Annotated in this window: 15 protein-coding genes; 8 read left to right on the forward strand and 7 right to left on the reverse strand. The window is 74.3% G+C overall.

Features of this window, described 5'->3' with window-relative positions:
* Nucleotides 1–142 precede the first annotated feature (142 nt).
* A complete protein-coding gene (locus ABZY13_RS12570; RefSeq protein WP_356629674.1) occupies nt 143–2,725 on the reverse strand; it encodes a helicase C-terminal domain-containing protein in 2,583 nt (860 codons plus the stop codon).
* A 222-nt stretch (nt 2,726–2,947) separates the two neighbouring features.
* Here ABZY13_RS12570 and ABZY13_RS12575 point away from each other — a divergent pair, with 222 nt between their 5' ends.
* On the forward strand, nt 2,948–4,051 hold the full coding sequence (locus ABZY13_RS12575) for a hypothetical protein (protein WP_356629676.1): 1,104 nt from the start codon (nt 2,948–2,950) through the stop codon (nt 4,049–4,051).
* 194 nt (nt 4,052–4,245) lie between these two features.
* Nucleotides 4,246–4,956, forward strand: coding sequence for an HAD family hydrolase (locus ABZY13_RS12580; RefSeq protein WP_356629678.1), 711 nt, complete (start codon nt 4,246–4,248; stop codon nt 4,954–4,956).
* Here ABZY13_RS12580 and ABZY13_RS12585 read toward each other — a convergent pair.
* A complete protein-coding gene (locus ABZY13_RS12585; protein WP_356629680.1) occupies nt 4,911–5,183 on the reverse strand; it encodes a hypothetical protein in 273 nt (90 codons plus the stop codon). The genes ABZY13_RS12580 and ABZY13_RS12585 overlap by 46 nt on opposite strands.
* A 164-nt stretch (nt 5,184–5,347) precedes the next feature.
* On the opposite strand from ABZY13_RS12585, the gene ABZY13_RS12590 reads away from it, so the two are divergent.
* Nucleotides 5,348–5,731, forward strand: a complete 384-nt coding sequence (locus tag ABZY13_RS12590) for a cold-shock protein (RefSeq protein WP_356629682.1) — start codon at nt 5,348–5,350, stop codon at nt 5,729–5,731.
* A 103-nt stretch (nt 5,732–5,834) separates the two neighbouring features.
* Here the strand turns inward: ABZY13_RS12590 and ABZY13_RS12595 are convergent, their stop codons facing one another.
* The 4 genes from ABZY13_RS12595 to ABZY13_RS12610 form a co-directional block, all read right to left on the reverse strand.
* Nucleotides 5,835–6,689: a 1,4-dihydroxy-6-naphthoate synthase gene (locus ABZY13_RS12595; protein WP_356629684.1), complete on the reverse strand. Its 855-nt coding sequence runs from the start codon at nt 6,687–6,689 to the stop codon at nt 5,835–5,837.
* A complete protein-coding gene (locus ABZY13_RS12600; RefSeq protein WP_356629686.1) occupies nt 6,673–7,377 on the reverse strand; it encodes a futalosine hydrolase in 705 nt (234 codons plus the stop codon). Before ABZY13_RS12600 ends, ABZY13_RS12595 begins: the two co-directional genes overlap by 17 nt.
* Nucleotides 7,347–7,814 (reverse strand): DUF2771 domain-containing protein, encoded by a 468-nt coding sequence (locus tag ABZY13_RS12605; protein WP_356629688.1) that lies wholly within the window; start codon nt 7,812–7,814, stop codon nt 7,347–7,349. The genes ABZY13_RS12600 and ABZY13_RS12605 overlap by 31 nt, the downstream gene beginning before the upstream one ends.
* A 166-nt stretch (nt 7,815–7,980) precedes the next feature.
* Nucleotides 7,981–9,402 (reverse strand): MFS transporter, encoded by a 1,422-nt coding sequence (locus tag ABZY13_RS12610; RefSeq protein WP_356629690.1) that lies wholly within the window; start codon nt 9,400–9,402, stop codon nt 7,981–7,983.
* Between the two features lie 495 nt (nt 9,403–9,897).
* On the opposite strand from ABZY13_RS12610, the gene ABZY13_RS12615 reads away from it, so the two are divergent.
* The 5 genes from ABZY13_RS12615 (at nt 9,898) to ABZY13_RS12635 (ending at nt 17,819) form a co-directional block, all read left to right on the forward strand.
* The gene (locus ABZY13_RS12615; protein ID WP_356629692.1) at nt 9,898–10,824 is read left to right on the forward strand and encodes a DUF3027 domain-containing protein; all 927 of its coding nucleotides are present in this window, start codon (nt 9,898–9,900) and stop codon (nt 10,822–10,824) included.
* A gap of 659 nt (nt 10,825–11,483) precedes the next feature.
* The gene (locus tag ABZY13_RS12620; RefSeq protein ID WP_356629694.1) at nt 11,484–14,639 is read left to right on the forward strand and encodes a molecular chaperone Hsp90; all 3,156 of its coding nucleotides are present in this window, start codon (nt 11,484–11,486) and stop codon (nt 14,637–14,639) included.
* A gap of 197 nt (nt 14,640–14,836) precedes the next feature.
* Nucleotides 14,837–15,607 carry a calcium-binding protein gene (locus ABZY13_RS12625; protein ID WP_356629696.1) on the forward strand — a complete coding sequence of 257 codons (771 nt, stop codon included), beginning with the start codon at nt 14,837–14,839 and terminating at the stop codon, nt 15,605–15,607.
* Between the two features lie 214 nt (nt 15,608–15,821).
* Nucleotides 15,822–16,742, forward strand: coding sequence for a hypothetical protein (locus tag ABZY13_RS12630; RefSeq protein WP_356629698.1), 921 nt, complete (start codon nt 15,822–15,824; stop codon nt 16,740–16,742).
* 171 nt (nt 16,743–16,913) lie between these two features.
* Nucleotides 16,914–17,819: a hypothetical protein gene (locus ABZY13_RS12635; RefSeq protein ID WP_356629700.1), complete on the forward strand. Its 906-nt coding sequence runs from the start codon at nt 16,914–16,916 to the stop codon at nt 17,817–17,819.
* Between the two features lie 61 nt (nt 17,820–17,880).
* Here the strand turns inward: ABZY13_RS12635 and ABZY13_RS12640 are convergent, their stop codons facing one another.
* On the reverse strand, nt 17,881–20,274 hold the full coding sequence (locus ABZY13_RS12640; RefSeq protein WP_356629702.1) for a cation-translocating P-type ATPase: 2,394 nt from the start codon (nt 20,272–20,274) through the stop codon (nt 17,881–17,883).
* Nucleotides 20,275–20,302: the final 28 nt, after the last annotated feature.

A 20,302-nucleotide genomic window follows, 5' to 3' on the forward strand; every position in this document is an offset into this window, starting at 1 on the left:
GAAGGTCCCCCGACGGAGGGAAGCTCGGGCGTGGCGCGCATGAAACCGGGCGTACACCCGTGCGGGCGAACCCCCGTCCGGGTTCCGGCGAAGGAGGCTCTGCGTTGGCCGGAGGAGGCCTCCGCTCGGGCAGGAGGAGGGACTACTGCTCGTCGGCCAGCTCAGCCACCCCGGTGATCCGGTGCAGCGGATAGGTGCGGACCTCGTCCGCCGTATGGTCGTACGCCGTCACGAAGCCGCCCTCGACCCGCACCGGCGCGATCACGCGCTGGCTGGCGGCCCCCTCGGCGTTGACGTAGCCGATCCACAGCGCCTGGCCGGTCAGCACGGCGGCCTGCACGGTGGCGAGGGTCTCGGCGGAACTGGTGCGCGGCAGCTCGCCGCCGGTCACCGGGGCCGTGCCGGTGGCCCGGTGCGGGGCGGTGGCCGCCAGGTCGCCCGCCCGGATCGCGCGGATCGCCGCCGCGAGAAGGGTGTCGTCGGGAACGGGCGGGCCCTCCGGGACCGGCTCGGGCGCGGTGCGCGGCGGGGTGCGCCGGGCGTGTGCCCGGGTGATCAGCACATCGCCCTCGGCGGATTCGGCGGCCGGCGCGAAGCCCATGGCCCGCAGCCCCTCCAGCAGCGCCGCCGGGTCGGCCTGCGCGGCCAGCACGGTCGGCGCGAGCCTGCGCAGCCGCAGCCCGGCCGACCGCTTGTCGGCGAGGATCTCGTCGAGCATCGCGTCGTCGTCGCAGCGCACGTAGGCCGAGGCCGCACCGACCCGCAGCCGGCCGTGCCTGCGGGCCACGTCGTCGATCAGGTAGGCCAGCGGCTGCGGAACCGGCGTTCGGGAGTGCTCGGCCAGGAAGGCGTGCAGGTCGGAGGCGCTGCGGCCGGCGTCGAGGGCGCGGCGTACGGAGGCGGGCGTGAAGCGGTAGACGGTCGCGCCGCCCTTGGACTCGACGTCGGCGACGACGTCGAGCGTGTCGGCGAGCGGCCGCCGCAGCGGGCCCGGCGCGACGGCCGTGAGGTCGGCCTGGAGGAGCACGTGGTCGAGGGGCTCGGGCAGCAGCGGGGCGAGCAGCCGGGCGGCGGCGGCCTGCTCGGCGGGGGAGAGCGGGCCGGGAACCGCGGGGCGCGGCGCGTGGTGGTGCACCGGCAGCTTGTCGCCGGGCCCTTCGGGGACCGCGTCGTCGGCGCCGTGCGCGGGAGCGCGAGCCGGCGCCTGCGCCGGCGGACGCGCGCCCAGCAGCGCCCGCCCGTGCCCGGACAGCGCGCCCCGGCCCGTCACACCGAGCGTCTCGGCCTCGGCCAGCGTCCATTCGGCGAGCCGCCCGCGCAGATCGTCCTCCCGCTCCCGGCCGCGCAACGGACGCTCCCAGCGCAGTCGCGCCAGCACCGAGTCCGCGGAGACGGCGGAGCCCTCCGGCAGCTCGGCCAGCAGGGCGAGCACCCGGTGCCGTACCTCCGGGGCCGCCGAGCGGTCCAGGCCCGGGCCGAGCGCGGACAGCATGCGGTCCTTCGCGTCCCGCGCGCCGACCAGACCGCAGACGCGGGTCGCCGTCAGCCAGGCCGCGGCCAGCCGCGTCCAGCGCTCGGCGGGCGGCTGCTCCAGCCATTCGTCGTAGGCGGGCGTGGCGGCGTAGCGTTCGTCGGCCTCGCCGTCGGAGGCGATCAGCCCGGTGGCGTAGGCCAGCTCCACCCAGAAGGCGGCGACCGGCTCGGACACGTCCAGGGCGACCGCGGTCCGCTTCAGGTCGCGCTGGCTGAGCCCGCCGGCCCGCAGCACCGCCGGGCCGCCCTCGTCCCAGTCCTTCAGCAGCTCCTCGACGGTCGCCAGCGCGGTGTACGCCTGCCCGGCCGCCGTGGCGTCGACCACGCGCGCGGAGTGCGTGGCCGCGGTCTGCACGGGCGGCGGCACCGGCTCCGGCGTGCGGTGCGCGCGCCCGCCGCGCAGGTGCAGGGCGACCTCGCGGGGCAGCACGACCGTCCCCGGCGCGGTCGGCAGCAGCAGCCCGCGGTCCAGCAGCCAGCGCAGATGGGCCGCGGGCTCCGCGGTGACCTGCCCGTACGGCGGCCCCCACATCAGCCGTTCCAGCACCTCGCGCGAGGCGTCGGGGGCCCCGGCGAGCAGTGCCGTCATCCGCGCGCGATGGGTGAACAGCGCGGTCAGGGCCGCCGCGGCGGACACCGCGTCGTGTGTGGAGGGCAGTCCGGCGGCGGCCACCAGCTGCTGGATGCGGCCCGGCGACATGCCCGCGGTCGCCTCCGCGACGGTCGGGCCGAGGCCGGTGGGGGAGGGGTGCTGCGGGGAGGGCGTGAGCAGCTCGCGCGCGGTGCGCACCAGGCGCAGCCGGTCGTCGCCGCCCCACACCAGGGCCTGCTCGCGCAGCGTGCCGAGCGCCCTCGGCAGCGCGGCGGCGATCCGCGGATCACGGCCCCCGTCCACCCCGTCCGCCCGGTCGGCGCCGCCGGCCAGCAGTCCGAGCAGCTCGTCGTACCCCGCCGGGTCCGCGGCCACGGCCAGCGCCTCCGCCGTCTGGAGGGCGAACCGGTCCAGCCGTTCCAGGGCGCGCACCACGGACGCGCGCGTGCCCGCGCGGGTGGCCAGCTGGGTCAGGTCCGTGGGCACGGGAGTGATGAGATCGGGCCGGCTGCGCAGCAGCGCGGCCAGGGAGGCGTCGTCCCGCGCGCGGAGCGCCTCCGCGAGGGACCGCGGGGCGGCCGGCTTCTCGTCGCTGCTCATCCGATCAACGGTAGCGGGTGGGGGCCTCGGCGGGGCACCGCGCCGTGGCCCGGCGTGCGAACGGAACGTTGCGCGAGTGGTCGGGACCCGTACGCCCGCCTGTGCCCGGAGGTCGACAAGCCCGGCCCGGGCGAGCCCGGCTGACGTGCCGTCCGCCCGCCGCGGCCTGCGCTACCGTCGTCTGCGCGGGGAAGCTGGCACATCCGCCCCGGAGGGGACAGCGTGGGGATCGAGAGCGACAAGGTCGTCTACGAGTATCTGAGCCGCGTCGGCGACGTGGCTCAGCAGCGGCAGCTTCCCTCGGCGACCCGGATGCGCCTGGTCTCGCAGCTGCGCGACGAGATCGACCGGCGGCGCGCCAAGGCCGTCGTGGACAGCCCCGCCGCCGTGCGCCGCATCCTCGACCGCATCGGCAGCCCCGACGACGTCGTGGACGCCGCGCGGGACACGGCCCCCGCCTCCGCCACGGCCCCGCAGCCGCCCTCCACGGCGGTACCCGTCCAGCCGACGCAGCCCGCACAGTCGGCCCGGCCCGCCCAGCCCGCACGGCAGAAAGGGCGGCGGGAGCAGGCGTCCGAGGCGGAACGGCCGCCCAAGGGCCTGCGCCGGGCCGTCCCCCGCCCCCGTCCCCGGCCCGCCGAGCCCGATGCCGTCCCGCAGCCTCCTGCGGTGGCCCCCGGCGCCCTCCCGCCGCACCGCGCGGGCATGGACGAGCTGGGGGACAGCGCCACGCAGCCGGACTGGTGGCGGGTGGACGACAGCCCGTTCGGCGTGGGCGACAGCGTGCCCGGCTTCGTCGGCGGGGTGGAGGTCCCCGACCTCCTCAAGCCGCCGCCGCCGAAGGACGCCGACGCCCCCGAGGACACCCGGAAGGACGCCTCGGACCGAGCCCCGAAGGAGGCTCCGGAGCAGGCGACCGGCGGACCGGCGCCCGAGGCGGAGCCCGCCGCCCGCCGTCGCCGCCTCCTCCCGTCCGTCCCCTCGCCGGGCGCCTGGAACAACCCCCTGCTCCTCCTCGCCGCCGGCCTCCTGGTCACCGGCGCGGTCCTGGGCAACCTCATCGCGCTCGCCGCCGGTTGGGCCATCGCCTACGTCTCGCGCCGGCTGACCCGGACGGAGATCAAACTGGCGGTCGTCGTCCTGCCCGCCCTGGCGCTGGGCGCCGGTTTCGGCTGGCTGTGGGGCCGGATGAACGGCCGCTGGGGCGACCCCATCGCCGAGGGCGGGATGTCCGCCGCGATCGGGGAGACCTGGCCGTGGGTGGTACGGGGCGCGGCGCTGGCGTCGGCGCTGTTCCTGGTGTGGCGCTCGCAGAGGGAGCGGTAGCTCGCGGCGAGGGCGGTGGCGGAGGCTCGCCGAGGACCTGCCCGGAGGCATGCCGGCGATCTCCCAGAGCCCGCCGACGGACTCGCCGGGAGGCCTGTCGGCGGACCCGCCGAGAGGCTCGCAGAGGGCCGCGCGCGGGACCCTGCCGAAGACCCCCCGGAGCCGCGCCCCGGCGACTCGGCACAATGGCCCATATGGCTCTCACCCCGCCCACACGGTCCACCGTGCCCACGCCGCCCGTCCTCACCGTCGGCTTCGATCTCGACATGACCCTGATCGACTCCCGCCCCGGCATCCGCGCCTGCTACCGGGCGCTGACCGAGCGGACGGGGACGTACGTCGACGCCGACCTCGCGGTCAGCCGGCTGGGACCGCCGCTGGAGGAGGAGTTGCGGCACTGGTTCCCGGCGCGGGAGGTGCCCGCCGTCGCCGACCTGTACCGCTCGATGTATCCGGGCATCGCCGTCGCCGCGAGCCCGGCCATGCCCGGCGCCCGGGAGGCGATCGAGGCGGTGCGGGCCGCGGGGGGACGGGCGATCGTCGTGACCGCCAAGTACGAGGCCAACGCCGAGCTGCACATCGCCCACCTCGGCCTGGAGCCGGACGCGGTGATCGGCGACCTGTGGGCCGAGCGGAAGGCGGAGGCGCTGCGCGAGCACGGCGCCACCGTCTACGTCGGCGACCACACCGGCGACATACGCGGCGCCCGCGCGGCCGGCGCCCTGTCGGTCACCGTGCCCACCGGCCCCTGCGACGCCGACGAGCTGCGGGCGGCGGGCGCGGACGTCGTACTGGGCGGGCTGGCCGAGTTCCCGGGGTGGCTTTCGGCCCATCTTTCGGCCGGTACGGCCGAAAAGGCTCAGGCCCCCGGATCTCCCGAGGCCCCGGCCGCGGCGCGCGCCTGACGCCGCCCGGCGGCGACGGACTGCAGCACCCCGCCCGCGGCGATGAGGAAACCGACGCCCATGAGCATGCTCAACAGGAACATGTAGGTCGGAAACGGCTCCGTTCCGAGGAACAGCGGGGCCACCGTGACCAGGGTGGCGACGGCGCCGACGATGAAGACGACGGCGCCGACGCGGATCAGCCGGTCGCCGGGAGCGGCGGAATTCGTTTGGGTTTTGTCACGCACCCCACCAGGGTAGTTCCCAGCGCGTAGGAACAACCGGGGGACGTCTTGTCACCGGCCTGGAGACCACTAGCCTTGGTACCGGCGGGTCGCGGACGACCCGCCCGAGTGCTATCAAGAGCCGTTTCAGAAGCAGTTTTCCGACGAGTACGAGGACGAGGACAGACGTGCCTACCGGCAAGGTCAAGTGGTTCAACAACGAGAAGGGCTTCGGCTTTCTCTCCCGCGACGACGGCGGCGACGTCTTCGTGCACTCCTCGGTTCTGCCCGCCGGAGTCGACACGCTCAAGCCGGGGCAGCGTGTGGAGTTCGGAGTGGTCGCCGGTCAGCGCGGCGACCAGGCCCTCTCGGTGACCCTGCTGGACCCGACCCCGTCGGTCGCCGCCGCGCAGCGCAAGAAGCCGGACGAACTGGCGTCCATCGTCCAGGACCTGACCACACTGCTCGAGAACATCACCCCGATGCTGGAGAAGGGCCGTTACCCCGAGAAGGCCTCCGGCAAGAAGATCGCCGGCCTGCTCCGCGCGGTCGCCGACCAGCTCGACGTATGACCGCCGGGCGGCTGTCGGCGCGGCGCGTACGGCCCTGCCGGCGCGGCGGGTGCATCCCGACCGCACGGCCCGGGACGTGCGACCGTGCAGGTCGCCGGATTCCCTACGGGAACGTCAGCGCGTCCGGGCCGAGCGGCGGCAGCAGCCCCTCGGCCGCGGCGCGCGTCAGCAGCCCCCGCACCGCCGCGTAGCCGTCCGCGCCGAGGTCGGCGGTGAACTCGTTGACGTACAGCCCGATGTGCTGGTCGGCGACGGCCGGATCCATCTCCTGGGCGTGCTCCATGACGTACGGGCGGGAGGCTTCGGGGTCGTCCCAGGCCGCCCGCACGGACGCGCGGATCGCGTCGGCGAGCCCCGTCAGGGCCGGCGCGCCCAGGGACCGCTTGGCGATGATCGCGCCGAGCGGGATGGGCAGCCCGGTGGTGTCCTCCCAGTGCTCGCCCATGTCGGCGAGCCGGTGCAGCCCGTACTCCCGGTAGGTGAAGCGGGCCTCGTGGATGACGAGCCCCGCGTCGACCCGCCCGTCCCGCACGGCCGGCATGATCTCGTGGAACGGCATCACCACGACCTCGCCGACCCCGCCGGGCAGCGTGTCCGCCGCCCACAGCCGGAACAGCAGATACGCCGTCGACCGCTCGCTCGGCACGGCGACCGTACGGCCCGTCAGATCCACGCCGGGCTCCCGGGTGAGCACCAGCGGTCCGCAGCCCCGGCCCAGCGCGCCCCCGCAGGGCAGCAGCGCGTACTCGTCGAGGACGTACGGCAGCACCGCGTACGACACCTTCAGCACCTCGAACTCGCCCCGCTCGGCCATGCCGTTGGTGACGTCGATGTCCGCGAACGTCACGTCGAGGGAGGGCGCGCCGGGGACGCGGCCGTGCGCGAGGGCGTCGAAGACGAAGGTGTCGTTGGGGCAGGGGGAGTAGGCGATGCGCAGCTTCTCACCGGTCGTGGTCATGTGGGTTCCAACTCTCCAGGACGGGGGCGAGCTTCCCGAAGCCGGCCGTGAGCGCGGCGAGCGCGTCGCCGATGCGCCAGGCGGCGCGGTCGCGCGGGCCGACGGGATTGGAGACCGCGCGCAGCTCCAGGACGGGCGTGCCGTGCGCGGCGGCGGCCTCGGCGACGCCGAAGCCCTCCATGGCCTCCGCGAGGGCGCGCGGGTGGCGGGCGCGCAGCTCGTCGGCGCGCGCGGCGGTGCCGGTCACGGTGGACACGGTCAGGACGGTGCCGGTCAGGGCGCCCGTGGCGGCGGCGACGGCCCGCACCAGGGCCGGGGGCGGGTGGTGGGTGACGGAGCCGAAGCCCAGCTCGGTCACGGGCAGGAAGCCCTCGGGCGTCTCGGCGCCCAGGTCGGCGACCGTGATCTCGTCGGCGATGACCAGCGAGCCGACGGGCGCGCCGGGGGCGAATCCGCCGCCGATGCCGGCGGACACGACCAGGTCGTAGGGGGCGCCCTCCAGGGCAGCGGTGGTGAGAGCCGTCGCGGTCGAGGCGGCGGCGCGGGCGGGGCCCACGCCGGCGGCGACGACCCGGCCCGGAAACGCCCGTGCCACCGCGTCCCGTTCGGCGGGGACGGCGGTGGCGACGAGGACGCGTGCGGGCGCGGGAGACGTGGTCAGGCGTCCTTCTTCAGCCGGAAGGACCACATGGCGGTGGGCTCCTGCGCGGTGCCCTCGACGATCGTGATCAGCGCGGAGTCCTCCGGGTTCTGCGGGTTGAAGAACGAGCTGGCGCTGGTCGACAGGTACGACTTCTTGGTGGGCTCGGCCATCATCGGGTTGCCGTTCATCATGACGAGCCAGCCCTTCTCGGCGACGTCCCAGTCGACGCCGAAGCGGACCCTCCCGTCCGGGTCGATGGAGAGGGACTCGATGTCCTTCTCCTGAAGACACTTGTTCGGGTCCTTGATGGCCTTGCCGTCGCCGTGGCAGGTCGCCTCGGAGCTCACCGAGTCGGAGCCGACCGTGATCGTCGCGACCGGCGTCGGCTTGTCGCAGGCCGACAGGACGAGCAGTCCGGCGGTAACGGCGCCGGCGGCGGCGACGGCGCGGCGGCGTCGCACAGCGGATTGCAGCGTGGTCATGGCCGAAGGTTATCGGGCGGCCCCGGCACGCTCCCCACGCGGGGTGCGCAGCGCGGGGCGATTAGCCCAAGCGCACGGCGGGCTCCCCCGTGCGAGGTTCCCGGGTTCCCCGTGCGAGGTCCCCGCGGCCCGGCGGCGAGGTTCCCCGCCGCCCGTCGGGGCGTGACTACGCCACCCGGGTGCGCGGGCCCCCGCGACGGGCCGAGGCCAGCAGTCCGCGGGCCGTGCTCAGCCAGCCCGCGGCGACGATGGCCGCCCCGATGCCCAGCCCCAGCGGCCCGATCAGCGGCATCGCTATCCCGATCGCGCCGCCCAGCACCCACGACACCTGCAACAGCGTCTCCGACCGGGCGAACGCCGACGTGCGCACCAGCTCCGGCACGTCCCGCTGGATCAGCGCGTCCAGGGACAGCTTGGCCAGCGCCTGCGCGAACCCGGCGACCGCCGCCAGGCACGCCACCAGGACCGCGCCGAAGAACAGCGCCGCCGTGACGGCCGCCGCCAGCTCCACGGCGACCACGGTCACGATGATCACCTCCGGCGCCCGTGCCTTCAGCCACGCCCCGACCGCCGTACCGCACGCGTTGCCCACGCCCGCCGCGACCGCCACCATGCCCAGCGACACCGCCGCGCTCTGCCCCGTCATCGGATGCTCGCGCAGCAGGAACGCCAGGAAGAAGATCAGGAACCCGGCGAGGCACCGGATCGCCGCGTTGGCCGCCAGCGCGTGCGTCACCGCGCCGCCGACCGTCCGCAGCCCCGGCCGCTTCAGTCCCTTGCGGTGCGGCCCGTGCAGATGGTCCTCGTCCGCCGCGAGCAGCGCCCGGTCCTCGCCCTTGGCCGAGTCCACCTTGTGCGGCAGCGTGAACGACAGGAACGTACCCGCGACGAAGATCACGAAGGCCCCGTACAACGGCCACCGCGGTCCCAGCGCCTGCAGCCCCGCACCCACCGGCGCCGCGACACCAGTGGCCAGCAGCCCACCCAGGGTGACCCGCGAATTGGCCTTCACCAGCGAGAACCCGGGCGGCAGCAGCCGGGGCACGACGGCGCTGCGCACGACGCCGTACGCCTTCGACGCGACCAGCACGCCGAGCGCCGCCGGATACATCTCGATGCTGCCGGTGATCACCGCACCCGACAGCACCAGCGCGAGCAGCGCCCGCGCGAGCATCGCGCACGCCATCGCCGCCCGCCGCCCGTGGGGCACCCGGTCCAGCAGCGGCCCGATGACGGGGGCCAGCAGCGTGAACGGGGCCATGGTGATCGCCAGGTACAGGGCGACGCGCCCACGGGCCTCGTCGGTCGGCACGGAGAAGAAGACGGTGGAGGCGAGCGCGACGGTGATCATGACGTCGCCGGCGCCGTTCACGCCGTGCAGCTCGATCAGCTTGCCGAGCCCCGACTCGCCGGCCCCGTGCGCGTGGGTCGCCTTGCGGATGCCGCGCGCGGGTCCGGTCACCGGCAGGTGCAGGGCACGGCCGACCGAGCGGAGGGAGCCGCGCATCCGGCCCGCCCCGCTGCTCCGGCTGTTCCCGTCGACCCCGCCCACCCCGGCGGCGCCCTGGGACGACCTCGCGGTTGCCACCCCGTCATAGTGCCCCGAGTCGGCCGTCCCTAGCGCGGTAATGGCACGGATGACGCGGATTGCCGAACCGGACGGCGCGGGTCGCCGTGCCGGCGGGGGCGCGGGTCGCCGTACCGGCGGGACACGGAGGCCGACCGGCAGGGTACGGATCGCCGAACCGCTCGGGGCACGGAAGGCCGGCACGGAAGCAGGCGCGGCGATCGGCACGGATTCCGGTACGGGCTGCGTGCCGGAATCCGGCCCGGAAACATCACCGCTCGGCGGCGAAGAGTCCCGTCGGTGTAGGCCGAGCGGACGGGAGAAGGTAGCGTGCGTAGCGCGCCGTGGCGAACGTTCTCGGCCGCGCGCCTCTCAGCCATCCCGCAGAATGGATGACGTAGGTGCGCCCGAGCGCGACAGGGTGCGGACGTCGACGCGGCCCTCTGGTCCGCTCCGTCCCGCCCGTCGCCTTCAGGCAGGCGCATCGAGAGACGGCGTAGGAGAGAAGCGATACCTGTGAGCGCAGCGACAACGCGAAGCCGCACCCCCGATCGTCTGTGCGCCGAGGCGGTCGAACTCGCCCGCGCGGCGGCCGAGGAGGCCGCCGCGCCAGGGATCGTCGGAGAGCACGTCGGAGTGGTCTCCGAGGGCGACCGTGTTGTCACGCACTTCTTCCAGTGCATGGAGCTCGGGTACCGCGGCTGGCGCTGGGCGGTGACGGTCGCCCGCGCCTCCCGGGCGAAGGCCGTCACCCTGGACGAGGTGGTGCTGCTCCCCGGCCCCGACGCGATACTGGCCCCCGAGTGGGTGCCGTGGAGCGAGCGCCTGCGCCCCGGCGACATGGGCCCCGGAGATCTGCTGCCCACCGACGCCGAGGATCTCCGGCTGGAGCCCGGCTACACGGGTGAGGAGGAGCCGCCGCCGAACTCCGCGGTCTCCGAGGACATGGCCGACCTGGTCGAGGCCGAGGACGCCGAGGTCACCGCGGGCCCGCCGGCCGCGCTGCCCGCCGCCCCGGCCCGCGGCTCGATCGCCGCCGTGGCCGAGGAACTGGGCATGCGCCGGGCCAGAGTGCTGTCCCGCTACGGCCTCCATGTCGCCGCGGACCGCTGGGAGGAGGCGTTCGGCGCGAAGACCCCGATGGCCCAGGCGGCCCCCGCGTCCTGCGTGAGCTGCGGCTTCCTGGTCCCGGTCGGCGGCTCCCTCGGGCAGGCCTTCGGCGTCTGCGCCAACGAGTTCTCCCCGGCCGACGGCCGGGTGGTCTCGCTGGCCTACGGCTGCGGCGGTCACTCCGAGGCGGCGGTCATGCCGAAGCCGCCCCAGCCGGCGCCGCCGGTGATCGATGAGACGAAGGTCGACGCCTTCCCCCTGCGCCCGTCCCCGGACTCGGGCTCCGTCCCGGAGACGACGGACGAGGACACGGCGGAGCTGGGCCACTCGTAGGAACGGCCCGGGGTCGGCCCGGGCTGCGCGCCGTCGCCGAAGATCTCCCCGGCCGTCGGCGTGGTGACGGCGCGGACCGGCCAGTGGCGGAGGAGTCCGGGGTCGGTGCGGTCCGTGGTGCGGGCGCGGACTTCGTCGCAGACGTCGGGGCCGCGTTGCTCCAGGACGAGCAGGACGTCCTCGGCACACCGCTGTGCCCGGCCTTCGTCGCGGATTTCTCCCGAGATGCGGGACTTGTAAGAACGGCCCTCGGACACGCCCCGGCGGTCCGCCGACGCCTCGACGAGCAGCCGCCTCACCGCGACTCGGCGTCCGGGGCGGGCACTTCGGACTCGGGCATGGCATCACCGCGCGCGTCGGTCGTCTCGATGCGCGCCGACGACGTAGAGCATCGGCCGAAAAGTCCTGGCCTGGGCGCGATCGTGGGCGCGACGGCGGCGGCGAGTTCCGCGGTGGATGTCGGGCCGTGTCCAGGGGCAGTGCCCGGAACGGAGTCCTGCGCGCCGAGCAGCCGGGCCGGTCGGCAGCCGCTTCCCGCGCTCTTCGGACGGAGCCCGCCGCTCGCCCGGCGCGGGTACGCCGCCCGGCCGTCCGGTGCGATGCGCGCTCATGGCCGGTGGGGCGGTACCTTCGGCCTCACGGCGATGAGGAGAGTGAACGTGAGCAAGTTCGTGCGGCCGGCTGACGAGGGGGCCGATCCGTTCGGGACGGGGCGGTTGCGGCGCGGGGTGCTGGACGCGTGGACGGCCAGTCCGGCGCGGTTCCGGGAGGACGCCAACGCCGAGGAGGACCTCGTCCTCGGCGGGTACCGGGACCGGCTCGTGGTCGAGCTGGCGCAGAACGCCGCCGACGCCGCCGCCCGGGCCGGGGTGCCCGGCAGGCTGCGGCTCACCCTGCGCGACGGCGTCCTCGTCGCCGCGAACACCGGCGCCCCGCTGGACGCGGCCGGTGTGGAGTCGCTGGCCACGCTGCGGGCGTCGGCCAAGCGCGACGCCCCCGACCTCGCCGTGGGCCGGTTCGGCGTCGGGTTCGCCGCCGTGCTCGCCGTCACCGACGAGCCCGCCGTCGTCGGGCGGCACGGCGGGGTGCGCTGGTCCCTCGCCGAGGCCCGCGACCTCGCGCTCGACGCCGCCCGCGCCAATCCCGGCCTCGGTGACGAGATCCGCCGCCGGGACGGCCACGTACCGCTGCTGCGGCTGCCCTTCGCCGCCGAGGGCAGCGCGCCCGACCCGTACGACACCGTCGTCATCCTGCCGCTGCGCGACACCGCCGCCGCCGACCTCGCCGAACGGCTGCTGCGGGCCGTGGACGACTCGCTGCTGCTGAGCCTGCCCGGCCTCGCCGAGGTCGTCGTCGAGATCGGCGACGACGCCCCGCGTACGCTGGCCCGTCGCACCGAGGGCCCGCTGACCGTCGTCGAGGACTCGCGCGACGGGGCCACCCGTTGGCGCACCGCGGCCGCGCACGGCCCGCTCACCCCCGACCTGCTCGCCGACCGCCCGGTGGAGGAGCGGCTGCGGCCCCACTGGACCGTCACCTGGGCGGTCCCCGTGGACACCGACGGCGGCCCCGCCCGGCCCCGCACCAGCCCCGTCCTGCACGCCCCCACCCCCAGCGACGAGCCCCTCGGCGTCCCCGCCCTGCTCATCGCCTCCTTCCCCCTCGACACCACGCGCCGGCACGCCGCGCCCGGCCCGCTCACCGACTTCCTGGTCCAGCGCGCCGCCGACGCCTACGCCGAACTCCTCGCCGACTGGCGCCCGGTGACCGAGGGCGTCATCGGCCTCGTGCCCGGCCCGCTGGGCAAGGGCGAACTGGACGGCGCGCTGCGCCAGGCGATCCTGGAGCGGCTGCCGCGCACGTCGTTCCTGCCGCCCGCGATCGAGCCCGCCGAGCACGACGACGAGGCGCCCGCGTCCCTGCGCCCCCGCGACGCCGAGGTGGTCGAGGGCGCGGGGGCGGACACCGTGCGGGTCCTCGCCGAGGTCCTGCCGACGCTGCTGCCGGCCGGTCTCGAACGGCGCGTGGAGCTGCGCACACTGGGCGTGGCGCGGGTGCGGCTGACCGACGCGGTGGACCGCCTGGCCGGTCTGGAGAAGGAACCGGGCTGGTGGCGGCGGCTGTACGACAGCCTCGCCGGCGTCGACCCCGACCGGCTCACCGGCCTGCCCGTGCCCCTCGCCGGGGGTACCTCCCGGGCTTTCGGCTCCGGGGGAGGGCGTACGACGATCGGCCCCCGTCAGGTACTGCTCCCCACCTCGGACGCCACCGGCATCGACCCGGAGATCCTCGCGCGGCTCGGCCTCAAGGTCGCCCACCCGGACGCCGCGCACCCGCTGCTGGAGAAGCTCGGCGCGCTCCCGGCCACGCCCCGCGCGATCCTCACCACGCCCCAGGTGCGGGCCGCCGTCGCCGCCTCCCTGGACGACGAGGGCGCGCTGTCCTGGGAGGAGGAGGCGCTGGACGCCGAGGAACTGGCGGAGACCGTCCTCGGCCTGGTCCGCGACGCCGGCCTGGAGCCCGGCGACGAACCCTGGCTCGGCGCGCTCGCCCTGCCCGACGAGGACGGCGAACTCGCCCCCGCCGGTGAACTGGTCCTTCCCGGCAGCCCGTTCGCCCAGGTCATGCGCGAGGGCGAACTCGCCCACGTGGACGCCGACCTGGCCTCCCGCTTCGGCGAACAGCCCCTGGCCGCCTGCGGGGTGCTGGCCGACTTCTCCCTCGTCCGCGCCACCGACGTCGTCCTCGACCCCGACGAACTGGAGCCCCGCGAGAGCGACTTCGCCGAGCCCGACGACCCCGGGCTGCTGGACGCCGTCGACGTGTGGTGCGAGGACATCCTCGACCGCTTCCCGGACAGCCCCGTACCGCCGGTCGCCACCGAGCTGGTGGCCGTACGGGACCTGGACCTCGTGGACGACGACAAGTGGCCGCAGGCGCTGGCGCTGCTGTCCCGCCCGCCGCTGCGGGACGCGGTGGTCCAGCCGGTCCGCATCCTGCTGCCCGACGGCACCCACGAGGTCGTACGGCCCTACACCGCCTGGTGGCTGCGCGGGCACCCGGTGCTCGACGGCCGCCGCCCGGCCGGCCTGCTCGCCGCCGGCGGCGACCCGCTGCTGCGCGGCCTGTACGACGAGGCAGACGCCACCGGCTTCGACGACGAACAGGTCCTGCGCGCCCTCGGCGTGCGCACCTCCGTCGCCGCCCTGCTGGACGAGCCCGGCGGCGCCGCCGAACTCCTCGACCGCCTCGCCGCCCCCGACCGCCACGTCACCGGCGCCCAGCTCCACGGGCTGTACGGCGCGCTGGCCGAACTGGACCCCGACCAGGTCACCCTGCCGGACGAGCTGAGGGCGGTCGTGGACGGCCGGGTCGAGGTGGTGGACGCGGCCGACGCGGTGGTCGTGGACTCGCCCGACCTGCTGCCGTTCACCGAGGGCGTCCCGCTGCTGCCGGTGCCTCCGGCGCGGGCGGCGGAACTGGCGGAGCTGTTCCAGGTGCGCCGGCTGAGCGAGTCGGTCACCGGCCGCGTCGACTCCGAGGGCACGGAACACGAGGTCCCCGACTCCGTCCGCGTCCTGCTGGGCCCGCGCACCCCGGCGACGTACGTGGAACACGAGGAACTCGTCGTGGACGGTGTCGAACTCGACTGGCGCCTCACCGAGGACGGCACCCTCCACGCCTCCACCCTCGAGGGCGTCGCCGCGGGCCTGGCCTGGGCGGCGGGCCAGTGGCCGCGCCGCTTCGAGGTGGCGGCCCTCCTGGAGGACCCGTCCCGGACGGAGGAACTGGCACGGGACCGGTGGTTCGACTGAGCCGTCGGAGGCCGTGAGCCGGTGTGGCCGTGGAGCCGGTAGGTCCGCCCGGAAACGCCGTAGGAGTCCGGAATCCTCGCCGGCCGTACAACCTTTCGGAAAGGTCGTGCATCCGATCCCGTGAGCCAGCAGGCTCGAGATCCACTCGGGCCCGTGCGCGTCCCGCGCGCCGGGCCCCTCTCCACCCGGGGAATCGCATGCGCACTCGTACCACCGTCGCCGCCGTGGCCGCCGTTTCCGGCGCCCTCGCCCTCTGCGCCCTCTCCGTGCCCGCCGCGCAGGCCGACGGCGGATGGGGCGACACCACGATCACCAAGGTGGTCGTGGACGGCGACAACAAGGTCTCCGTCGGCATCTCCGCCGCCAAGACCATCAAGGTCAGCGTGACCGCCACGGACGACTCGGGCATCGCGGGCGCCGACTCGTTCACGCTGGAGGGACCGGACTACGGCTTCCTCATGACCGGCAGGCCGACCTGCACCGAGGCCGGCTCCACCACCTCCACGTGCAGCGCGTCGGTGCTGGTAGACCCGAAGGTGGACTACCTGAGCAACGCCAACGCCGGCACCTGGTACGTCGGCGCATGGATCGACGCCAACGACGGGGACTGGGCGTGGGAGGAGAAGGCGGGCTCGTTCGCGTTCCAGCGCGCCTCGAAGCTGACGGTCAACGCCTCGCCGGAACCGGTGCGCAAGGGTTCGACCCTCACGGTCTCGGGCAAGCTGACCCGCGCCGACTGGCAGAACCTGAAGTACGTCGGCCTGCCGAGCGGCCAGTCGGTCACGCTCCAGTTCCGCAAGGCGGGCAGCAGCACGTACACGAACGTCAAGACGCTCAAGACCACCACGGGCGGCGCCTTGAAGACGACGGTCACGGCCGCGTCCGACGGCTACTGGCGCTTCAGCTACGCGGGCATCACCAGCACCGCGGCCGCCACGGCGACCGGCGACTACGTCGACGTGCAGTAGCAGGAGCACCGGACGGGAGTCCGACTCGGCGCCCCGGTCGAGGGCGCCGGGTCCGGCGTGCGGGGAAAGTTCTCGCCACTGGCCTACAACCATCCATCGCCGTCGCGCATCTGATCATGCGAGCCAACAGGCTCCACGATCGACTTGGCCCCCGCCGCGCTCACGAGCCGCAGGGAACGAAGGGCAGCGGGGTCCCTCTCCTCATGGGGAACACATGCGTATTCGCGCCACCGTGGCCGCCGTCTCCGGCGCCCTGGCCCTGTCCGCCCTCTCCGCGCCGCTCGCGCAGGCGGACACCTCGTACAGCCCCGAAGACCTCGTGCAGTCCGTGCAGGCCGCCCGCGAGGCGGCGCAGGCCGCCCGGTCGGACCGTACCGGCGGCACCCGCGCCCCGTCCGTGGTGGACATCTCCTTCTCCGACGTGAAGGTCAACGACGGCAAGCCGATCGCCGTCCGCGCGACCGCGAAGCGGACCGTGCCGGTGACCTTCGACGTCACGCACGGCCCCGAGGTCGACCTCGACGACCCCTCCCTGTTCTTCGACGTCGAGCTGTACCGCGGCGAGTACGACATGGACGACCTGCTGTACGGCGACGAGTGGCCGGTGTGCACCGGGACCTCGGACACCACGGCCACCTGCAAGGCCACGATCGACATCTACCCCGAGTACGGCGAGCTGACCAACGACGACGCCACCACGTGGAAGGTCGGCGCCTACGCCATGGACTACAACGGGCAGGACCCGGAGGGGGACGTCGACTGGGAGAACGTCGACTACACCCAGCAGGAGGGCCTGGGCACCGCCCGCATCCAGCGGTTCTCCAAGCTGACGGTCAACGCGTCCCCCGAGCCGGTGAAGAAGGGTGCGACCATCACCGTCACCGGCAAGCTGACGCGCGCCAACTGGGAGACCAACACCTACGTCGGCATCCCCAGCGGCCAGACCGTGTCGCTCCAGTTCCGCAAGGCGGGCAGCTCCACCTACACCACCGTCAAGAACGTCACCACCACCAGCGGCGGCGCCCTGAAGACGTACGTCAAGGCGGGAGTGGACGGCTACTACCGCTTCAAGTACGCCGGCATCACCAGCACCGCCGGCTCCGTCGCCGCCGGCGACTACGTCGACGTGAAGTAGACGCCGAGCGTGACGTAGTCGCCGGGGAAGCAACCGCAGACCCGACGTCCGGCCCCGGAAGCCATCCGGGGCCGTTCTTTTTCGGCCACCGCCCTGTCGGGCGCAACCCTTTGCCCCCGTCAGTCATCTGATCACATGAGTCACCGGACTCCCTACACACTTGGGGAACGCATGCGCATACGAGCCACCGTCGCCGCCGTCGGCGGCGCCCTGGCCCTGTCCGCCCTCGTCGTGCCCGCCGCGCAGGCCGACGCCTCCGCCGCCACGGCCGACGACTACCGCGCCGCCGTGGCGAAGGTCCGCCAGGCGGCGGCCGCCGGCGACGCCCGCACCGCGAGGGTCGACCAGCCGTACCCGCTGAACGCCACCTTCTCGAACTTCAAGATCGGCAAGGCGATCAAGGTCGGGATCAGCGGCACCTACTCCACGACGGTCAGCTACACGCTCACCCACGACGCGGACGTCGACGTCACCGCCCCCGACTTCCTCACCGGTCCGTACCTGTACCGGGGCGACGCGACGCTGTTCGGCATCGAGCCGGCCACCTGCACCGGCACCACGGCGACCACCGCCACCTGCACGGGCAAGATCGACGTCCTCCCCGCGGAGGGCGACCTGCTCAACTCGGACGCCGGCACCTGGAAGGGCGCCGCGCTGGCCATCGACTACAACGGCCAGGACCCCGAGGGCTTCGACTTCGACATCACCCAGGTCGGCTACGCGGACCAGGGCGGTCTCGGCACCACGCTCGTGCAGCGCCGGTCCCAGCTGACGGTCAACGCCACCCCGGAGCCGGTGAAGAAGGGCGCGACCATCACCGTCACCGGCAAGCTGACCCGCGCCGACTGGGAGAACACCAAGTACGTCGGCATCCCCAGCGGCCAGACGGTGAAGCTGCAGTTCCGCAAGGCGAGCAGCTCCACCTACACCGACGTCAAGAGCATCACCACCACCAGTGGCGGCGCCCTGAAGACGTACGTCAAGGCGGGCGTGGACGGCTACTACCGCTTCAGCTACGCCGGCATCACCAGCACCGTCGCCTCCGTCGCCGCCGGCGACTACGTCGACGTGCAGTAGGGCATGCGGGAAGCGACGCAGGACGACGCGCGGCACGCGCGGTAATCCGCACCCGCATCCCTCACGCGGGCACGCGGCGGTCGACCCACCTCCACAGCACCTCCAGGGCGGCCGCCGCTGCCGCCGCGACGGCGGCGGCCGTCCACGGCATCGTCATCCCCACCAGCCGCAGGGCGAAGAACTCCTGCAGCCACGGCACCACCAGCACCAGCAGGAAACCGCCGCCCATCGCCGCCACCAGCGCGACCCGCCACCAGGTGTAGGGGCGGGCGACGATCGCCAGCACCCAGAGCGAGATCAGGAACAGCGTGAGCGTCGCCGCGCTGGTCTCCGCCTCCAGCGCGCCCGGCCCGGTGTAGTGGCTCCGGGCGATCAGATACGTCGCGAAGGTCGCCGCCGCGGCCAGCACCCCGCCCGGGATCGCGTACCGCATCACCCGCCGCACGAAGTGGGGTCTGGCCCGTTCCCTGTTGGGCGCGAGGGCGAGGAAGAACGCGGGGACGCCGATGGTCAGCGTGGACAGCAGGGTCAGATGGCGGGGCAGGAACGGGTACTCCACCTGCCAGCACACCACCAGGATCGCCAGCAGCACCGAGTAGACCGTCTTCACCAGGAACAGCGTCGCCACGCGCGTGATGTTCCCGATCACCCGGCGGCCCTCCGCCACCACCGACGGCAGCGTGGCGAAGCTGTTGTTCAGCAGCACGATCTGCGCCACCGCCCGCGTCGCCTCCGAGCCCGTGCCCATCGCGACGCCGATGTCGGCGTCCTTCAGCGCCAGGACGTCGTTGACGCCGTCGCCCGTCATGGCGACCGTGTGCCCGCGCGACTGCAACGCGCCCACCATGTCCCGCTTCTGCTGCGGGGTGACCCGCCCGAACACCGTCCCCTCGTCCAGCGCCGCCGCCATCGGCTCCCGCTCCTCGGGCAGCCTGCGCGCGTCCACCACCGCGCCGGTCAGCCCCAGCTTGCTCGCCACCGCGCCCACCGACACCGCGTTGTCCCCGGAGATGACCTTGGCCCGGACGTTCTGCTCGGCGAAGTAGCGCAGCGTGTCACCGGCGTCCGGGCGCAGCCGCTGCTCCAGCACCACCAGCGCGGCCGGCTCGGCGTCACGGGCGACGTCGGGGGAGTCGAGGTCGACGCAGGCCCGGGCCAGCAGCAGGACGCGCAGGCCCTGTTCGTTCAGACGGTCGGTCTCGGCGAGGGCCGGGTCGCCCTCGGGGAGCAGCACGTCGGGCGCCCCCAGCAGCCAGGTGCTCGACTCCCCGTCCCCCTCGCTGAACGACGCCCCCGCGTACTTGCGGGCCGAGGAGAACGGCAGCGACCGCAGGCACCGCCACTCCTCGCTGTCCGGGCAGGCGTCGATGACGGCCTGGAGCGAGGCGTTGGGACGGGGGTCGGACTCGCCGAGCGCGCCGAGCACCTTGCGGACGTACCCCTCGTCGTGACCGTTCAGCGCCCGCAGCTCCGTGACGTCCATGCCGCCCTCGGTGAGCGTGCCGGTCTTGTCCAGGCAGACCGTGTCGACGCGGGCGAGGCCCTCGATCGCGGGGAGTTCCTGGACGAGGCACTGCTTGCGGCCGAGCCGTATCACTCCGATCGCGAAGGCCACCGACGTCAGCAGCACCAGGCCCTCGGGCACCATGGGGACGATGCCGCCGACCGTGCGGGCCACGGAGTCCTTGAAGTCGTTGTCCTTCACCACCAGCTGGCTGATGACCAGGCCGATCGCGGTCGGGACCATCATCCACGTCACGTACTTGAGGATCGTGGAGATCCCGGAGCGCAGCTCGGAGTGGACCAGCGTGAACCGTGACGCCTCCTCCGCCAGCTGCGCCGCGTACGCCTCCCGCCCCACCCTCGTCGCCCGGAACGCGCCCCCGCCCGCGACCACGAAGCTGCCCGACATCACCTGGTCCCCGGGCCGCTTCAGCACCGGATCGGCCTCGCCGGTGAGCAGCGACTCGTCGATCTCCAGCGAGTCCGTCTCGACGCACACCCCGTCGACCACGACCTTGTCCCCGGGACCGATCTCGATCAGGTCGTCCAGCACGATCTCGCCGGTGCCCACTTCGACGGCGACTCCGTCGCGGCGCACGGTGGGCCGGACCTCGCCGATCAGCGCGAGGGAGTCGAGGGTCTTCTTGGCCCGCCACTCCTGGACGATCCCGATGCCGGTGTTGGCCAGGATGACGAACCCGAACAGGCTGTCCTGGATCGGCGCGACGAAGAACATGATCACCCACAGCACGCCGATGATCGCGTTGAAGCGGGTGAGGACGTTGGCCCGGACGATGTCGACGGTGGACCGGCTGCTGCGCACCGGCACGTCGTTGACGTCGCCGCGCGCGACCCGTTCGGCGACCTCGGCGGAGGTCAGCCCGGTCACCGGCGTGGTGGCGCGCACGGGGCGCGCGGGGTCGAGTTGTGCGCCCGCATCGGTGTGCGTCATGCCTTCGACGGTACGTGCGGAAGGGGGC

This window comes from Streptomyces sp. NPDC006610, from assembly GCF_040611575.1.
In the GTDB taxonomy this organism is placed as follows: Bacteria; Actinomycetota; Actinomycetes; order Streptomycetales; family Streptomycetaceae; genus Streptomyces.